The organism is Mycobacterium sp. NGS39, from assembly GCF_059812765.1.
The window spans coordinates 84,656-99,822 of the sequence record NZ_JCALDH010000007.1; the positions used below are offsets into that span (position 1 = coordinate 84,656).

18 protein-coding genes are annotated in these 15,167 nt (G+C 68.2%); 7 read left to right on the forward strand and 11 right to left on the reverse strand.

Translation table 11 applies throughout. From position 1 onward, the window contains the following. Positions 1 to 10: 10 nt before the first annotated feature. On the forward strand, positions 11 to 1,156 hold the full coding sequence (locus AC5Y39_RS11555; RefSeq protein ID WP_500018743.1) for an Mrp/NBP35 family ATP-binding protein: 1,146 nt from the start codon (positions 11 to 13) through the stop codon (positions 1,154 to 1,156). A 6-nt stretch (positions 1,157 to 1,162) separates the two neighbouring features. On the opposite strand, the gene tatB is transcribed toward AC5Y39_RS11555, so the two are convergent. The 4 genes from tatB to sigE all read right to left on the reverse strand — a co-directional run bounded on the left by tatB (position 1,163) and on the right by sigE (position 4,469). After that, complete coding sequence (gene tatB / locus AC5Y39_RS11560; RefSeq protein ID WP_500018741.1) at positions 1,163 to 1,573, reverse strand: Sec-independent protein translocase protein TatB; 411 nt, start codon at positions 1,571 to 1,573, stop codon at positions 1,163 to 1,165. Continuing rightward, positions 1,573 to 3,099: a serine protease HtrA gene (gene htrA, locus AC5Y39_RS11565; protein WP_500018740.1), complete on the reverse strand. Its 1,527-nt coding sequence runs from the start codon at positions 3,097 to 3,099 to the stop codon at positions 1,573 to 1,575. The genes tatB and htrA overlap by 1 nt, the downstream gene beginning before the upstream one ends. 105 nt (positions 3,100 to 3,204) lie before the next feature. Then, on the reverse strand, positions 3,205 to 3,600 hold the full coding sequence (gene rseA, locus AC5Y39_RS11570) for an anti-sigma E factor RseA (protein ID WP_500018738.1): 396 nt from the start codon (positions 3,598 to 3,600) through the stop codon (positions 3,205 to 3,207). 53 nt (positions 3,601 to 3,653) lie between these two features. Beyond that, complete coding sequence (gene sigE / locus AC5Y39_RS11575) at positions 3,654 to 4,469, reverse strand: RNA polymerase sigma factor SigE (RefSeq protein WP_500018736.1); 816 nt, start codon at positions 4,467 to 4,469, stop codon at positions 3,654 to 3,656. Positions 4,470 to 4,633: 164 nt separating this feature from the next. On the opposite strand from sigE, the gene AC5Y39_RS11580 reads away from it, so the two are divergent. Then, on the forward strand, positions 4,634 to 5,266 hold the full coding sequence (locus AC5Y39_RS11580) for an O-methyltransferase (RefSeq protein ID WP_500018735.1): 633 nt from the start codon (positions 4,634 to 4,636) through the stop codon (positions 5,264 to 5,266). Positions 5,267 to 5,271: 5 nt separating this feature from the next. On the opposite strand, the gene AC5Y39_RS11585 is transcribed toward AC5Y39_RS11580, so the two are convergent. After that, entirely contained in the window at positions 5,272 to 5,511 is a 240-nt protein-coding gene (locus AC5Y39_RS11585) for a hypothetical protein (protein WP_500018733.1), read from the reverse strand. Between the two features lie 130 nt (positions 5,512 to 5,641). Here AC5Y39_RS11585 and AC5Y39_RS11590 point away from each other — a divergent pair, with 130 nt between their 5' ends. The 4 genes from AC5Y39_RS11590 to AC5Y39_RS11605 are packed head-to-tail and all read left to right on the forward strand — an operon-like array spanning position 5,642 to position 9,499. Then, positions 5,642 to 6,286, forward strand: coding sequence for a TetR/AcrR family transcriptional regulator (locus AC5Y39_RS11590; RefSeq protein ID WP_500018731.1), 645 nt, complete (start codon positions 5,642 to 5,644; stop codon positions 6,284 to 6,286). Further along, positions 6,283 to 7,188 (forward strand): ABC transporter ATP-binding protein, encoded by a 906-nt coding sequence (locus AC5Y39_RS11595; RefSeq protein ID WP_500018729.1) that lies wholly within the window; start codon positions 6,283 to 6,285, stop codon positions 7,186 to 7,188. Before AC5Y39_RS11590 ends, AC5Y39_RS11595 begins: the two co-directional genes overlap by 4 nt. Beyond that, positions 7,185 to 8,822, forward strand: coding sequence for an ABC transporter permease (locus AC5Y39_RS11600; RefSeq protein WP_500018727.1), 1,638 nt, complete (start codon positions 7,185 to 7,187; stop codon positions 8,820 to 8,822). The genes AC5Y39_RS11595 and AC5Y39_RS11600 overlap by 4 nt, the downstream gene beginning before the upstream one ends. 5 nt (positions 8,823 to 8,827) lie before the next feature. Further along, positions 8,828 to 9,499 (forward strand): methyltransferase family protein, encoded by a 672-nt coding sequence (locus AC5Y39_RS11605; protein WP_500018852.1) that lies wholly within the window; start codon positions 8,828 to 8,830, stop codon positions 9,497 to 9,499. A gap of 16 nt (positions 9,500 to 9,515) precedes the next feature. Here the strand turns inward: AC5Y39_RS11605 and glgC are convergent, their stop codons facing one another. Continuing rightward, positions 9,516 to 10,730 carry a glucose-1-phosphate adenylyltransferase gene (gene glgC / locus AC5Y39_RS11610; RefSeq protein WP_500018725.1) on the reverse strand — a complete coding sequence of 405 codons (1,215 nt, stop codon included), beginning with the start codon at positions 10,728 to 10,730 and terminating at the stop codon, positions 9,516 to 9,518. A 117-nt stretch (positions 10,731 to 10,847) separates the two neighbouring features. Between glgC and glgA the strand changes: the two genes are divergently transcribed. Then, entirely contained in the window at positions 10,848 to 12,011 is a 1,164-nt protein-coding gene (gene glgA / locus AC5Y39_RS11615) for a glycogen synthase (protein ID WP_500018723.1), read from the forward strand. Between the two features lie 31 nt (positions 12,012 to 12,042). Here the strand turns inward: glgA and AC5Y39_RS11620 are convergent, their stop codons facing one another. From AC5Y39_RS11620 to folP, 5 genes are read right to left on the reverse strand one after another with little or no spacing between them, the layout of a single operon-like run. After that, positions 12,043 to 12,210 (reverse strand): DUF3117 domain-containing protein, encoded by a 168-nt coding sequence (locus AC5Y39_RS11620; RefSeq protein WP_003931055.1) that lies wholly within the window; start codon positions 12,208 to 12,210, stop codon positions 12,043 to 12,045. A 43-nt stretch (positions 12,211 to 12,253) separates the two neighbouring features. Continuing rightward, complete coding sequence (locus tag AC5Y39_RS11625) at positions 12,254 to 12,850, reverse strand: DNA-3-methyladenine glycosylase I (RefSeq protein ID WP_500018850.1); 597 nt, start codon at positions 12,848 to 12,850, stop codon at positions 12,254 to 12,256. Beyond that, positions 12,843 to 13,259 (reverse strand): DivIVA domain-containing protein, encoded by a 417-nt coding sequence (locus AC5Y39_RS11630; RefSeq protein WP_500018721.1) that lies wholly within the window; start codon positions 13,257 to 13,259, stop codon positions 12,843 to 12,845. The genes AC5Y39_RS11625 and AC5Y39_RS11630 overlap by 8 nt, the downstream gene beginning before the upstream one ends. A 28-nt stretch (positions 13,260 to 13,287) precedes the next feature. Further along, positions 13,288 to 14,229, reverse strand: coding sequence for a glucosyl-3-phosphoglycerate synthase (locus AC5Y39_RS11635; RefSeq protein WP_500018719.1), 942 nt, complete (start codon positions 14,227 to 14,229; stop codon positions 13,288 to 13,290). Continuing rightward, positions 14,226 to 15,050, reverse strand: coding sequence for a dihydropteroate synthase (gene folP / locus AC5Y39_RS11640; protein ID WP_500018848.1), 825 nt, complete (start codon positions 15,048 to 15,050; stop codon positions 14,226 to 14,228). Before folP ends, AC5Y39_RS11635 begins: the two co-directional genes overlap by 4 nt. Positions 15,051 to 15,167: the final 117 nt, after the last annotated feature.

Here is a 15,167-nt window from a genome sequence, read left to right on the forward strand (position 1 = left end):
CTCGTCGGCGATGGCCGAAAACCCCACCGACCTGACGTTGGCAGCCGTGCGCTCAGCGCTGGCCAAGGTGATCGATCCTGAGCTGCGCCGGCCTATCACCGAGCTGGGCATGGTCAAGAACATCACGATCGAGCCGGACGGCGGCGTGCACGTCGAGATCTACCTGACCACCGCGGCCTGCCCGAAGAAGACCGAGATCGCCGAGCGGGTCACCCGAGCCGTCACCGACGTCCCCGGCACCGGCGCGGTCCGGGTCAGCCTCGACGTGATGACCGATGAGCAGCGCACCGAGCTGCGCAAGATGCTGCGCGGCGACGAACGCGAACCGGTGATTCCGTTCGCCCAGCCCGGCTCGCTGACCCGGGTGTATGCCGTCGCCTCCGGAAAAGGCGGCGTGGGCAAGTCGAGCGTGACGGTGAACCTGGCGGCGGCAATGGCGGCCCGGGGCCTGTCCGTCGGGCTGCTCGATGCCGACATCTACGGTCACTCGGTCCCGCGGATGATGGGCGTCACCGACCGGCCCACGCAGGTCGAGTCGATGATCCTGCCTCCCGTCGCCCACGACGTGCGGGTGATTTCGATCGCGATGTTCACCCAAGGCAATACCCCGGTGGTGTGGCGCGGCCCGATGTTGCACCGCGCGCTTCAGCAGTTCCTCGCCGACGTGTACTGGGGTGACCTGGACGTGCTGCTGCTCGACTTGCCGCCGGGCACCGGCGACGTCGCGATCTCGGTGGCCCAGCTGATCCCGACCGCGGAGATCCTGGTGGTCACCACTCCGCAGACGGCGGCCGCCGAGGTGGCCGAGCGCGCCGGCGCGATCGCGTTGCAGACCCGTCAGCGCATCGTCGGGGTGGTCGAGAACATGTCCGGGCTGCTGATGCCTGACGGGTCCACGATGCAGCTGTTCGGCGAGGGCGGTGGCCGCCAGGTGGCCGAACGGCTGTCCCGGGCCGTCGGCGCGGAGATTCCGCTGCTGGGTCAGGTGCCGCTGGATCCTGCGCTGGTGACCGCCGGCGATTCGGGCGTGCCGCTGGTGCTGTCGGCGCCGGATTCGCCGGCCGGCAAGGAACTCGGCAAGGTTGCCGACACGCTGGCGTCGCGCCGGCGCGGGCTGGCCGGCCTGTCGCTGGGCATCGACACCGCCCGCCGCTGAGCGCGCCTACGTCGCGTCGGTGTCGAAAGGCGTTGCGCCGCTACGGGTTTCGGGCTTTGTGGTCGGCGTGTCCGGCGGCAGGTGGAATTTTTGCTCTTCGCGCAAGCGCTCATCGGCCGACTTGTCGAACTTGCCGGTGAGAATCGAGTCGTCGCCGTCGAGCAGATGCTTGGTCAACGCCGCACGCGGCGACATGCCGCGCAGCTTCTGCAACTCGGCGAGCGGCTCGCGCAGTTCGTCGAAATCGGGCCCCAGCTCGTCGCGCAGGTCCTTGGTGGCGCCGCTGACGTAGTCGCGGGCTTGGCGCAGTGTGTTGGCGGTCCAGCGGATGGCTCCCGGGAGCCGTTCCGGACCCAGCACGACGAGCCCGATCACCACCAGCACGAGCATCTCGCCCCAGCCGATGTTGGCGAACATCAGCTTTCCGGCGCTGGAGTAACCGTCAGCGTCACGTGCCGGCCGTCGCGCACCACCTCGATCGGAGCCGGCTCGCCGATCTTGAGCTGACGGACCGCGACCACGAACTCGTCGGCGTCCGCGACTGTTCGGTCACCCACCTTCACCACCACGTCGTTCTCGAGAACGCCGCCCTTCTCGGCGGGTCCGCCGGCCTTGACGTTGGCCACCTGCGCGCCGGACGCCACCGAGTTGCTGACCGAGCGGGCCGTCAGGCCGAGCGTGGGATGGACGACCTTGCCGTCTTTGATCAGCGCCTCGATGGTGTCTTTCGCCTCGTTGATCGGGATCGCGAAGCCGAGCCCACTTGCGCTGTCCGACAACGATTTACCGGCGGTGTTGATTCCGATGACGTGAGAGTTCATGTCGATCAGCGGACCGCCGGAGTTGCCGTGGTTGATCGACGCGTCGGTCTGCAGGGCGTCGATGACGGTGTCGGTGTCGGACCCTTCGCCGGACAGCGGGACCGGCCGGTGCAGCGCGCTGATGATGCCTGCCGTGACGGTGCTGCGCAGGCCGAGCGGCGCACCCGCGGCGATCACTTCGTCGCCGACGCGAACCTTGTCGGAGTCCCCGAACTGGGCGACGGTCAGGTTGTTGACGTTGTCGACCTTCAGCACCGCGAGGTCCGTCTTGGGGTCACGGCCGACCAGGTTGGCCGGCACCTCCTTGCCGTCGTTGAACACCACCGTGATCTTGAACTGGCTCGGGCTGGTGGCCGCTTCCGAGATGACGTGATTGTTGGTGACGATGTAGCCGCGGCCGTCGACCACCACGCCGGAGCCCTGAGACCCCTCTTGGTCGCTGAGCGCCTCGACGGTGACGACGGAGTCGGCCACGGCGGCGGCCACTTGCGCGAACCGCCCCTCGGGCGGCTGGCTGCCGCTGGTCGACAGCGTGACCTTCGACGTGGTGAACGCCTCGACCACCTCGGCGGTCTTGCGGCCCACCCAGCCGCCGATGAACGCGATCGCCAACGCGATGCCCGCCAGTACCGCCAATGCGCGGTACGACACCTTGCCGCCGAACAGCACGTCGCGCACGCCGAGCTTGCCAGTGTCGCCGCTCGCCGCGACCGGTCGGGGTTGCGGCAACGCCGGCGCGGTCAGCGACGCCGGCGCGGCCGGGTCGCGCCACGGGTCCTCGGCGGCATCGGTCTCGTCGTCGCGCTCGCCGTCGAGCGCACCCGCGTCGGCGGGGTGGCGCTGCAGGGACTCGACACCCGGGTAGGGGCGGCCGAACGCCTCGGCCAGTACCGGGTCTGGCGGGGCGTTGCGCGGGGTGAATTCGCCTTGGTCGCGATGCTTGTCGGCGCCGAGGAACGAGCCGGCGACGCCGGCCGGGCGGCCGAACGCGCGGCTGGCGGCAGGATCGACCGGAGGCCGCGAGATCGGCCGGGGGGCCAGGCGGGTGGACACGTTGCCGTCGCCCGAGCCGGGGGGCGGGCTGCCGTCAGGGGTGTCGGTGTTGTGCTTGTCGGGGCTCAACGGGCTCCTCTTTCGGGCCTGCGGACGGCGTGCCATGGCGGGGCGCTGATCGCACTGTGGTGTCCGTCGCGTGATGCGCTCATGGCCTGTGAAGTGCTGTCCACCCTACCGGCGCTTACGACGACCGCGCGGCATGCCTGACTCGTCGGTGGCCGTGCCGCCCGGCTCATCCTCGGGTTCCTCGGACAGGTTCGGGATTTGCGCCAGCGCGCCCAGCAGCGAGGTGGGCACGTGGATGGGCCGCGAGTCACGCAACGCGGCGCGGGCCTGCCGCTGGCCTTCGACCTCGGCCGCGCATTGCGGGCACAGCGACAGGTGGTTGGCGGCGCGCAGATGAGCCGTCATCCGCAGTTCCCCGTCGACGAACGCGGCGATGGCCTCAGTGGACAGGTGCTCGGTAGAGCTGAATTGGCGGGGGCCGACTGGCGCGTCGTTTTGCGAGGCGAACGGCGAGGGCAGCCTTGAGAACACGCGCCTGAACACGTGCCCTGGATCGGCCATGATCCCTCCTCTGGCGGACGTGGCACCCTCGAATGTAGCGCGGGTCACGGCGCTCAGACAGATTCGGCGGCCGGGGCTTCGGTGCTGCCGTGTGCGGCGAGGTAGTCGCGCAGCGCCTGGCGACCCCGGTGGATGCGGCTGCGCACGGTGCCCAACTTGACGCCCAGCGTCGCGCCGATCTCCTCGTACGACAGGCCTTCGATGTCGCACAACACCACCGCGGCGCGGAACTCCGGCGGCAGCGAATCGAGCGCGGCCTGCAGGTCCGGCCCCAGCCGGGCGTCGTGGTAGATCTGCTCCGGGTTCGGCTCGTCGGCGGGCACGCGGTCGTAATCCTCCGGCAGCGCCTCCATCCGGATCCGCGCGCGCCGGCGCACCATGTCCAGGAACAGGTTGGTGGTGATGCGGTGCAGCCAGCCCTCGAAGGTTCCGGGCTGGTAATTCTGCAGCGAACGGAACACCCGGATGAACGTCTCCTGGGTCAGGTCTTCGGCGTCGTGCTGGTTGCCGGACAGCCGGTACGCCAGCCGGTACACCCGGTCGGCGTGCTGGCGCACCAGCTCGTCCCACGACGGCATGGTGCTCTTGTCGCCGGTGGCGTCGAACACCGCGGTGCCTTGGGGCTCGTCGGGTTCCTCCACCCATCCGGAATCGAAGGAACGCTCGAAATGCGTCATGCTTGCAGGCGGCACCACGGTCGGGGCTAGCGTGCGGGTCGTGAGATCCTCCAGGTCCGAGCCGGCGGGCGCCGGCAATTCGTCGCTGCCGGCTGGCGCCGGCGATGATGCGTCGTAGCGGCCAACGTCGATGCCGTCGGAGCTATTCCCGAACAGCCAGCCTGGGTGAGCCATCCGCCTACCGTTCCCCATGCCGGTGTGCCCGATATATGAGGTACCTGAAGTTTCCCTGAGAAAGCCGGTCCCGAGGGCCGCTGGCTGGGCGAATCCGGGCGAGATTGGTGCCGAGAACCGGGCGTGTCGGTTCTCTGGCGCGCCTGCCCGGGTCCGGCGGGTTTTGGCTCTACGCTGCGGGCATGGTCGCCTCGCAGCTTGGAATCCTGGGACACGCCGAGGGCTCGATCTCGGAGGATCCGATTGTCGCCGCCGCCAGAGAGCGCGCGGTCGACGCCGGCGCCGGCGCCGTCACCCCAGCGGTGGGTGCGCTGCTTTCCGTGCTGGCGCGGCTGTCGGGCGCCAAGGCGGTCGCCGAGGTGGGCACCGGTGCCGGTGTCAGTGGGTTGTGGTTGTTGAGCGGCATGGCCGACGACGGCGTGCTGACCACCATCGATGTGGAGCCAGAGCACCAGCGGCTGGCCAAGCAAGCGTTCAACGAGGCGGGCATCGCCCCGTCACGCACCCGCGTGATCGCGGGCCGGGGCCAACAGGTTCTGCAGCGGCTGGCCGACGAGTCGTACGACCTCGTCTTCGTCGACGCTGATCCGATCGACCAGCCGCAGTTCATTGCCGAGGGCGTCCGGTTGCTGCGGTCCGGCGGCGCGATCGTGGTGCATCGCGCGGCACTCGGCGGCCGCGCGGGCGACCCCGAGGCAGCCGACCCCGAGGTGACCGCGGTGCGCGAGGCGGCGCGCCTGATCGCCGAAGACGAGCGGCTGACCCCCGTGCTGGTGCCGCTGGGCGACGGCATCTTGATCGCCGCCCGGGACTGAATTCGTCAGGCCGAGTACTTGGTCGCGTGGTGCGCGTGACGCGGCAGCCGACCGACGGCCTCGTCGAAGATGTCCCCGTAGCCATTGGCCAGCAGGCTCAGACGCAACGCGGGCCCAGCTACGTTGGCGCGCAACCAGTTTCGCAGTGCCGCCGCCTGGCTTTCGGCGGACGCATGGTTCACCTTCAGCATCCGTAGCAGCGCCGACACAGTGTGCGGCGCCCTCCCCTGCAATGGTGTGGCCATCTCACCCCCACTTCGTCCTGGTGTTGACAGCGTGACACCGAGGGTGCTGCCCGTGGGGCGTTTCCCCCACATTGCGACGACGCCCGATCATCCTTGACGGCGGACTGAACGCACGTTTAGTATCCTGAACATGCGTTCAGCCGACCTGACCGCGGCGGCGAAAATCCGCGATGCAGCCATCGAGCAGTGGGGCCAGCACGGCTTTCAGATGAGCCTGCGCGCCATCGCCGAAGCGGCCGGTGTCAGTGCTGCACTGGTGATCCACCACTTCGGCTCCAAAGACGGTCTGCGCAAGGCCTGCGACGACTACATCGCCGAGGAGGTCCGCAGCATGAAATCGGAGTCGCTGCGGTCGGCCGATCCCGCGACCTGGTTCGCGCAGGTCGCCGAAATGGAGTCCTACGCGCCGATGATGGCGTATCTGGTGCGCAGCCTGCAGTCCGGCACCCCGCTCGCGAAGGCGTTCTGGCAGCGGATGATCGACAACGCCGAGCAATACATCGAAGAAGGTGTGCAAGCCGGCACCATCAAGCCCAGCCGTGACCCGAAGGCCCGCGCGAAATTCCTTGCCATGACCGGTGGCGGCGCGTTCCTGATGTATCTGCAGATGCATGACAAGCCGACAGACATGGCCGCGGTGTTGCACGACTACGGCGAGGAAATGATCCTGCCGGCCCTGGAGGTCTATTCGCACGGGCTCTTGACCGACACCACGATGTTCGACGCGTTCGTGGCGCAACGAGAACAACTGGACAAGCAAGGAGAAGTCGGATGACGGCTATCGAGATCCACGGGCTGACCAAGAACTTCGGCACCGTACGCGCGCTCGACGGCTTCGAGATGACAGTGCACGACGGTGAAGTCCACGGCTTTCTGGGACCCAACGGCGCCGGCAAGTCGACGACGATCCGGATCCTGCTGGGCCTGGTGCGAGCCGACGGCGGCACGGTGCGTGTGCTCGGCGGCGACCCGTGGACCGACGCGGTCGCTCTGCACCGCCAAATCGCTTATGTGCCGGGCGATGTCACGCTGTGGCCCTCGCTGACCGGCGGTGAGATCATCGACCTGCTGGGCCGCATGCGCGGCGGCATCGACGCCAAGCGCCGCGACGAGCTCATCGAGCGCTTCGAGCTCGACCCGCACAAGAAGGCGCGCACCTACTCGAAAGGCAACCGCCAGAAGGTATCACTGGTTTCGGCGTTCTCGTCGAACGCCCGACTGCTTCTCCTCGACGAGCCGAGCAGTGGGCTGGACCCGTTGATGGAGAACGTCTTTCAGCAATGCGTGCGCGAAGCGCGCGAGCGCGGCGCCACGATTTTGCTGTCCAGCCACATCCTCGGGGAGACAGAAGCGCTCTGCCAGCGGATGACCATCATCCGCGCCGGCAAGACCGTGGAGAGCGGGACGCTGGACTCGATGCGTCACCTCAGCCGCACCTCGATCAAGGCGGAGATGATCGGCGACCCGGGCGACATCAGCCGCATCGACGGGGTCGAAGACGTGTCCGTCGACGGCAACACGATACGAGCCCAGGTCGACGCCGAGGCTTTAGGTGAGCTGGTCAGGGTGCTCGGCAACGCCGGGGTACGCAGTCTGACCAGTCAGCCGCCCACGCTCGAAGAGTTGTTCTTGCGGCACTACAACGTCGACGACGAAGCGCAGAAGGTGAGCGCATGAGCACCGCGACTCTGCAGCGTCCGCACCCTGCACACGAGCTGCCAAGCGGCTCGCTGTTCTCTGGCACCAGTGCTCTGCTGCGGTTGTACCTGCGCCGCGACCGGATCGTGCTGCCGCTGTGGGTGCTGCTGCTGTCGGTGCCGTTGGCCACCGTGTATGTCGGCAGCATCGCGGCGGTCTATCCCAGTCAGGCAGACCGAGCGGCGTTCGCCGCAACGATCATGGCCAGCCCCGCCCAGCGGGCGCTCTACGGGGCAATTTACGCGGACAACCTTGGCGCCGTGGGGATTTGGAAGGCCGGTATGTTCCACACGCTGATCGCGGTGGCCGTCATCCTGACAGTGATCCGCCACACGCGGGGCGACGAGGAGAACGGCCGCACGGAGTTGATCGACTCCACAGCAGTCGGCCGGTACGCGAGTTTGACCGCCGCCCTGATCCTGGCCTCGGGTGCGTCGATTCTGACCGGTCTCGTGGGATTTGCCGGGCTGCTCACCACCGATGTGCCGGCGACCGGTTCGCTGGCATTCGGGCTCGCACTCGCCTGCTCCGGGTTGGTGTTCACTGCGGTGGCCGGCGTCGCCGCGCAGCTGTCACCGAGTGCCCGCTTCACGCGCGGTGCTGCGTTCGCCGTGCTGGCAGCCGCTTTCACACTGCGCGCCGTCGGCGATGCCGGAGCGTCGGCGATGTCATGGCTGTCACCGCTCGGCTGGTCACTGCAGGTGCGGCCATATGCCGGCGACCGCTTCTGGGTACTGACACTGCACCTGGCCACCACCGCGGTGCTGCTGCTCGTCGCCTACCGGTTGCTGTCCCGGCGCGACGTAGGCGCCGGCCTGATCGCCGACCGGCCCGGCCCTGGTGAGGCGCGGCCGTGGTTGCGCGGGCCGTTGAGTCTGGCCTGGCGGCTCGACCGCGGCGCGGTTGCGTTGTGGACGATCGGACTGGGCCTATACGGGCTGGTGGTCGGCAGCGTCGTGCACGGCATCGGCGACGAGCTCGGCAGTGCGTCGGCGCGCGAGATCGTGGCGCGCCTCGGTGGCAGCGGAGCGCTCGAGCAGGCGTTCATGGCGGTCGCATTCACCATGCTCGCAATGGTGGCGTCGGCGTTCGCGATCTCGCTCACCCTGCGGCTGCACAACGAGGAGTCGAGTACCCGCGCTGAGACCCTATTGGCCGGTGCAGTGAGCCGAACACGTTGGCTGGCAAGCCATTTCGGCATTGCGCTGCTCGGGTCGGCGGCTGCACTGATGATCACGGGCCTGGTCGCCGGCGTGACCTACGGCGCAGCGGCCGGCGACATCGGCGCGAAGTTGTCCTTCGTGCTGGGCACCGCCGCCGTGCAGATACCTGCGGTGTGGCTGTCGGCGGCCGTCACGGTGGCACTGTTCGGGATTGTTCCGCGTTCCACGCCGGTGGCTTGGGGCGTATTGGTGGCGTTCATCGCGCTCTACCTGATCGGGTCGTTGTCGGGGTTCCCCCAGTGGCTGCTGAACCTCGAGCCGTTCGGGCAGATCCCGCTCGTGGGCACCGGTACCTTCACCGCGACGCCGCTGGTGTGGCTGCTGGTACTCGATCTTGTGCTGACTGTGCTCGGCGCAATTGCCTTCAGGCGCAGGGATTTACGCGTGTGAGCACGATGGTTGCCGCTCGCGCCGCGACCACGTCGCTGCTGGGACTGGTGGGCTTGGGCGCCCTGCTGTTCATTCCCGCCGGGACGTTACGGTATTGGCAGGCATGGGTTTTCATCGCCGTGTTCATGGTATGCACAGTGGTGCCGGCCATCTATCTGCTCGCGACGAATCCGGCTGCGTTGGAGCGCCGCATGCATGCCGGACCTGCGGCCGAAACCCGGACAATCCAGAAGATCGCCGTCACGGGCGTGTTCGTCTCGGGCCTGGCGAGCATCGTGATCAGCGCGCTCGACTACCGGTTCGGCTGGTCGACGGTGCCGTTGTGGGCGGTGATCGCCGGTGACGTCCTGGTCGCGACGGGTTTCTCGGTGTCGCAATTGGTGGTCATCCAAAACGCTTATGCCGCAGCAAATATCACCATCGAAGACGGACAACAGCTGGTCAGCACAGGGCTCTACCGCGTCGTCCGCCACCCCATGTACGCCGGGGCGCTGATCATGTCGGCAGGCATGCCGCTGGCGCTCGGCTCCTACTGGGCACTGCTGACCCTCGTGCCGGCCGTCGCGATGCTCGTCATGCGGATCTTCGACGAGGAGCGGGCACTGGAACAGGGGCTCGCCGGCTACCGCGAATACACCAACGACGTCCGTTACCGTCTGGTGCCGTACGTGTGGTGACGGCGCCTACAGCCAGCTAGATCCAGATGCCCTTGCCGACGGCCACCACGCCGCCAGCACTGACCGCGAAGCGTTCACGGTCGCGTTCCAGGTCGACACCCACCATTTCGCCCGGCCCGACGACGACGTTCTTGTCCAGGATCGCGTGCCGCACCACCGCGCCGCGGCCCACCCGCACGCCGGGCATCAGCACGCTGCCTTCGACGATCGCGCCGTCGTCGACCACGACGTTGGACGACAGCACGGAGTTGCGCACCGATGCCGCGGACACGATGCTGCCGGCGCCGACCACCGACTCCTGCGCCGAGCCGCCGTTGACGAATTTCGCCGGCGCCAGGTTCTCCGACTCGCCGCGGATAGGCCAGCGCTTGTTGTACAGGTTGAAGATCGGGTGCACCGACACCAGGTCCATGTGCGCGTCGTAGAACGCGTCCAGCGTGCCGACGTCGCGCCAATATCCGCGGTCGCGCTCGGTCGCGCCGGGCACTTCGTTGTCGGCGAAGTCGTACACCGCCGCACGCCCGTCGGCCACCAGCCGCGGGATGATGTCGCCGCCCATGTCGTGATCGGAGGTGTCGTCGTCGGCGTCGGCGCGCACCGCGTCGATGAGCACCTTGGTGGTGAAGATGTAGTTGCCCATCGACACGAACGTCTGGTCGGGATCGTCGGGCGTGCCGGGCGGGTCGGCCGGCTTCTCGATGAAGTTGCGAATGCGCCCCGACTCGTCAGAGTCGATGCAGCCGAACGCCGTTGCCTCCGCCCGCGGAACCCTGATGCCCGCCACCGTGGCGCCCGCTCCGCTTTCGATGTGGAAGTGCAGCATCTGCTCGGGGTCCATCCGGTACACGTGGTCGGCTCCGAACACCACGATGTAGTCGGGGTCCTCGTCATAGATCAGGTTCATCGACTGGTAGATCGCGTCAGCGCTGCCGGTGTACCAGCGCGGGCCCAGCCGCTGCTGCGCGGGCACCGGCGTGATGTATTCGCCGGCCAGACCGGAAAGCCGCCAATTCTGCGAGATGTGCCGGTCCAGGGAATGGGACTTGTACTGCGTGAGTACGCAGATCCGTAGATACCTGGCATTCACCAGGTTCGACAACACGAAGTCGATGAGCCGGTAGGCGCCCCCGAAGGGAACTGCCGGTTTTGCCCTGTCTGCGGTCAACGGATACAGCCGCTTGCCTTCTCCACCGGCGAGGACAATGCCCAGCACATGTGGCAATTCCCTCATGGGACAAACCTATCGGTCACTGTTGAGTGCCACCAGAATTCCCCCCTTTTAGGGGGCTCCAAACGCCAGAGCGGACGGCGTTGTACATCGGCCGCCGAGCGGCACTACGTTCAGATCATGCGGGTGGCGATGATGACTCGGGAGTATCCGCCAGAGGTCTACGGCGGCGCCGGCGTGCACGTCACCGAGCTCGTCGCGCAGCTGCGCAAACTATGCGACGTCGACGTGCATTGCATGGGCGCTCCGCGGCACGGCGCATTCGTTCACCAGCCCGATCCTGCACTGCGCGGCGCAAATCCGGCCCTATCCACGCTGTCAGCGGACTTGGTGATGGCCAACGCCGCGTACGACGCCACCGTCGTGCACTCGCACACCTGGTACACCGGGCTGGCCGGCCATGTGGCTGCCCTGCTCTACGGCATCCCCCACGTGCTCACCGCGCATTCGCTCGAGCCGCGGCGGCCATGGAAGGCCGAGCAGCTCGGCGGCGGTTACCGGGTGTCGTCGTGGGTGGAGCGCACCGCGATCGAGGCGGCGGACGCGGTGATCGCGGTGAGTTCTGGCATGCGCGACGACGTGCTGGCCACCTATCCCGCGCTGGACCCCAGCCGGGTGCATGTGGTGCGCAACGGGATCGACACCGACGTGTGGCACCCCGCCCCGCCCGCGCCCGGCGAATCGGTGCTCGCGGACTTGGGTGTGGACCTCGGCAAGCCGATCGTCGCGTTCGTCGGCCGCATCACGCGCCAGAAAGGGGTCGCGCATCTGTTGGCGGCTGCGCACCGCTTCGCCGACGACGTGCAGCTGGTGTTGTGCGCGGGCGCACCCGACACGCCCGAGATCGCCGCCGAGGTGACCGAGGCCGTGCAGAACCTGTCGCGGGCACGTCACGGCGTGTTCTGGGTGCGCGAGATGCTGCCGATCGGCAAGGTTCGCGAAATACTCTCCGCCGCAACGGTTTTCGTATGTCCGTCGGTGTACGAGCCGCTAGGGATCGTCAATCTGGAGGCGATGGCATGCGCGACGGCGGTGGTCGCCTCCGACGTGGGCGGAATCCCAGAAGTGGTGGCGGACGGCCAGACCGGGTTGCTGGTGCACTACGACCCCGGCGCGCCTTCGGATTTCGAGGTCGGACTGGCCGACGCCGTCAACTCACTGGTCGCCGACCCCGCGCGTGCGGAGCAGTTCGGCCGGGCGGGCCGGCAACGGTGCATCGACGAGTTCTCGTGGACTCACATCGCCGAACAGACGCTGCAGATCTACCGCAAGGTGAGCTCGTGAGCCGCGCACGCGAGGAGCGCAACAGCGTGAGTTAGCTGGTGACGCCCTTCAATTCGTCGCCCAGCGCGGCGGCCTCTTCGGGGGTGAGTTCGACCACGAGGCGGCCACCGCCCTCCAGCGGTACTCGCATGACGATGCCGCGCCCCTCCTTGGTTGCTTCCAATGGACCGTCGCCGGTCCGGGGCTTCATCGCGGCCATCGAGCGCTCCCTCCAGACTGCACGTTCACGCCCCCATTGTTCCTTATCGGCGAGCGTTGGTGTGCAAAGACCCCGCAGGCGGCACCCAACACGACTGCAGGTGGTCGTCCACCATGCCGGTGGATTGCATCAGCGCGTACGCCGTGGTGGGGCCGACGAACCTGAATCCGCGGCGTTTCAACTCCTTGGCCATCGCAGTGGATTCCGGGCTAAGCGCCGCCACATCGGCGGGCGTGGCCGGCCGCGGCCGCGAACCCGACGGCGCGAACGACCACAGCAAATCGGACAGATCGACGTCCAGGTCCGCGGCCGCGCGTGCGTTGCTGATCGTCGCGTCGATCTTCGCGCGGTTGCGGACGATTCCGGTGTCCGCCATCAGCCGCGCCACGTCGCGGTCGGTGTAGCGCGCCACCTTCTCGACGGCGAAGCCGCAGAATGCCCGCCGGAAGTTCTCCCGCTTGCGCAGGATCGTCAGCCAGGACAGGCCACTTTGGAACGCTTCCAACGACATTCGCTCGAACAGTGCGTCGCGGCCATGAAGCGGGCGGCCCCACTCGTAGTCGTGGTAGTCGCGGTACATCGTCGCGTGCGCGCCGCCGCTGTTCGCCCACGGGCAGCGGACGCGCCCGTCGTCAATCACGTGTCGGCTCGGGATCGCTGCCTTCTGCTCTTCGCCCGAGAGGCTCATCACTGCCTTCTGCTCTTCGCCCGAGAGGCTCATCGCTGCCTTCTGCTCTTCGCCCGAGAGGCTCATCGCTGCCATTGACGGCCTGCAACGCCGAGACCTGCCCGCGCAGCAGCTCGATCTCGCGGCTGAGCCGGTCGAGCACCCAGTCCACCTCGCTGGTCTTGTAGCCGCGCAGGGTCTGCGTGAACTTGACCGCGTCCACGTCGTCGCCGGTGATGCCGGATGCAGGCAGCGCGGTGGCGGTCGTGGCCCGAGGCAGCGGCGGCAGTGGCTCGCCGCGGCCGAACACCGCGCTGGCGATCACGAACAGCAGCCCGGCGACGAGCACCAGTACCAGCAGGTAGAGCAGGATCAGCGTCACGTCACCGATCCTGCCATCGGCGCAACCGCTACGGCCGCAGCGTGTTCATCGGCGGGCGGTCGGCCAGCGACACCTCCGACACGCGCGGGGTGAGGTCGGCACCGTCGGCGAAGAACTGCGTCAGCCCCACCCCGGAGTCGCTGACGCCGCAGCGCGACAGCAACGTGGCCACCACCTGCCGGCTCATCGCGGAAAGTTCGGTCAGCGGCCGGTTGCGGTGCGCCCGCACACCGAGGTTCACCTGCGCGATCGCATCGAGACCGAGCTTGTCGTAGGTGTCGATGAGCAGGCCGATCTCGACGCCGTAGCCCGGCGCGAAAGGCACCGACGTCAGCAGTTCGCGGGTGCCCGCGTACTCGCCGCCGAGTGGCTGCAACACCGCGGACAGCTCCGGCCGCAGCGCGGCCAGCAGCGGGCGGGCGACCAGCTGGGTGACCCGGCCGCCGCCGTTGGCGTCTTCTCGGCCACTGACCCGCAGCGGGCGGCGGTAGAAGCCCTTGACCAGGTGCACGCCGTCGGCGGTCAGCAGCGGTCCGATCAGATTCGGCACGAACATCGGATCGGGGTCGATCAAGTCGGAGTCGACGAACGCGACGATGTCGCCGGTGGCGACAGCCAGGGAACGCCACAGCGCCTCACCCTTGCCGGGCTGCGGCCGCAGCTCTGGTACCGCTTGCTCACGGCTGAACACCCGTGCGCCGGCCGCAAGGGCGCGGATCGCGGTGTCGTCGGTGGAGCCGGAGTCCAGCACGATCAGCTCGTCGACCAGCCCGCCGAGCATCGGCGCGATGCTCTCCACGACGCCGCCGACGGTCTCTTCCTCGTCGAGCGCGGGCAGCACCACCGAGACCGTGCGGCCCGCCTTGGCGGCTTGCAAGTCGGCCACGGTCCAGCTGGGCCGGTTCCAGCTGCGTTCGGCCAGCCACTTGTCGACGGTGGTGACCTCGGTCAATTCCGGAGCAGTCGTCATGCCAGTCCCCTCACCGTGCGCGTCGGCGGGCGCACACCCTGGATCGCCGCGACCATCTCCAGCACGCGCCGAGTGGCGCCGACTTCGTGCACTCGAAACATCCGCACCCCGGCCGCCGCTGCTAGTGCAGTCGCGGCCAGCGTGCCCTCCAGGCGTTCAGTCAGACCCACACCCAAAGTTTCCCCGATGAAGTCCTTGTTGCTCAGCGCCATGAGCACTGGCCACCCGGTGTTAACAAGATCTTCCGCATGGCGCAACAAAGCGAGCCCGTGGAAGGTGTTCTTGCCGAAATCATGGGTCGGGTCGATGAGGATTCGGTCGCGCGGCACGCCGATTTGCGCCGCCCGCTCGGCTGCGGCGCTCACTTCGGCGATCACCTCGTCGACGACTCCGCGGGTGGTGTGGCCGTAGCTGACCCGAAACGGGCGGGTGCGTGGCGCTGCGCCACCGGTGTGCGAGCACACCAGACCGGCGCCGAACTCCGCGGCGACGTCGGGCAGGTTCGGGTCGGCCCCGGCCCACGTGTCGTTGATGAGGTCGGCGCCTGCGGAGCAGGCCTGCTTGGCCACCGCTGAGCGCCAGGTGTCGACGCTGATCAGCTGCTGCGGGTAGGCGCCACGCAGCCATTCGATGAACGGCACCACCCGGGCGACCTCTTCGTCGGCGTCCACCGCCCGGCCCGGTCCGGCCTTGACCCCGCCGACGTCGATCACGTCGGCGCCCTGCTCGATCGCGCGGTGCACGGCCTGCTTCGCGGCGTCGTCGGCGAACGTGGCGCCGCGGTCGTAGAACGAGTCGGGCGTGCGATTGACGATCGCCATGATCAGCGCCCGATCGTGCGCAACGGGGCGCCCGCAGAACGTTTGCACCCCTCAAGGGTGCCAGGCTCGCTCGCCCGCGCGATTTCGGTGCGATTTCAGGCGCTCAGCGCCGGTTTT

What these genes read in the sequence shown, in the direction of transcription:
- AC5Y39_RS11555 (WP_500018743.1), top strand. Translation starts at nt 11, where the DNA reads ATGGCCGAAAACCCCACCGACCTGACGTTGGCAGCCGTGCGCTCAGCG.
- tatB (WP_500018741.1), bottom strand. Translation starts at nt 1,573, where the DNA reads ATGTTCGCCAACATCGGCTGGGGCGAGATGCTCGTGCTGGTGGTGATC.
- rseA (WP_500018738.1), bottom strand. Translation starts at nt 3,600, where the DNA reads ATGGCCGATCCAGGGCACGTGTTCAGGCGCGTGTTCTCAAGGCTGCCC.
- sigE (WP_500018736.1), bottom strand. Translation starts at nt 4,469, where the DNA reads ATGGGGAACGGTAGGCGGATGGCTCACCCAGGCTGGCTGTTCGGGAAT.
- AC5Y39_RS11580 (WP_500018735.1), top strand. Translation starts at nt 4,634, where the DNA reads ATGGTCGCCTCGCAGCTTGGAATCCTGGGACACGCCGAGGGCTCGATC.
- AC5Y39_RS11585 (WP_500018733.1), bottom strand. Translation starts at nt 5,511, where the DNA reads ATGGCCACACCATTGCAGGGGAGGGCGCCGCACACTGTGTCGGCGCTG.
- AC5Y39_RS11590 (WP_500018731.1), top strand. Translation starts at nt 5,642, where the DNA reads ATGCGTTCAGCCGACCTGACCGCGGCGGCGAAAATCCGCGATGCAGCC.
- AC5Y39_RS11595 (WP_500018729.1), top strand. Translation starts at nt 6,283, where the DNA reads ATGACGGCTATCGAGATCCACGGGCTGACCAAGAACTTCGGCACCGTA.
- AC5Y39_RS11600 (WP_500018727.1), top strand. Translation starts at nt 7,185, where the DNA reads ATGAGCACCGCGACTCTGCAGCGTCCGCACCCTGCACACGAGCTGCCA.
- AC5Y39_RS11605 (WP_500018852.1), top strand. Translation starts at nt 8,828, where the DNA reads ATGGTTGCCGCTCGCGCCGCGACCACGTCGCTGCTGGGACTGGTGGGC.
- glgC (WP_500018725.1), bottom strand. Translation starts at nt 10,730, where the DNA reads ATGAGGGAATTGCCACATGTGCTGGGCATTGTCCTCGCCGGTGGAGAA.
- glgA (WP_500018723.1), top strand. Translation starts at nt 10,848, where the DNA reads ATGCGGGTGGCGATGATGACTCGGGAGTATCCGCCAGAGGTCTACGGC.
- AC5Y39_RS11620 (WP_003931055.1), bottom strand. Translation starts at nt 12,210, where the DNA reads ATGGCCGCGATGAAGCCCCGGACCGGCGACGGTCCATTGGAAGCAACC.
- AC5Y39_RS11635 (WP_500018719.1), bottom strand. Translation starts at nt 14,229, where the DNA reads ATGACGACTGCTCCGGAATTGACCGAGGTCACCACCGTCGACAAGTGG.
- folP (WP_500018848.1), bottom strand. Translation starts at nt 15,050, where the DNA reads ATGGCGATCGTCAATCGCACGCCCGACTCGTTCTACGACCGCGGCGCC.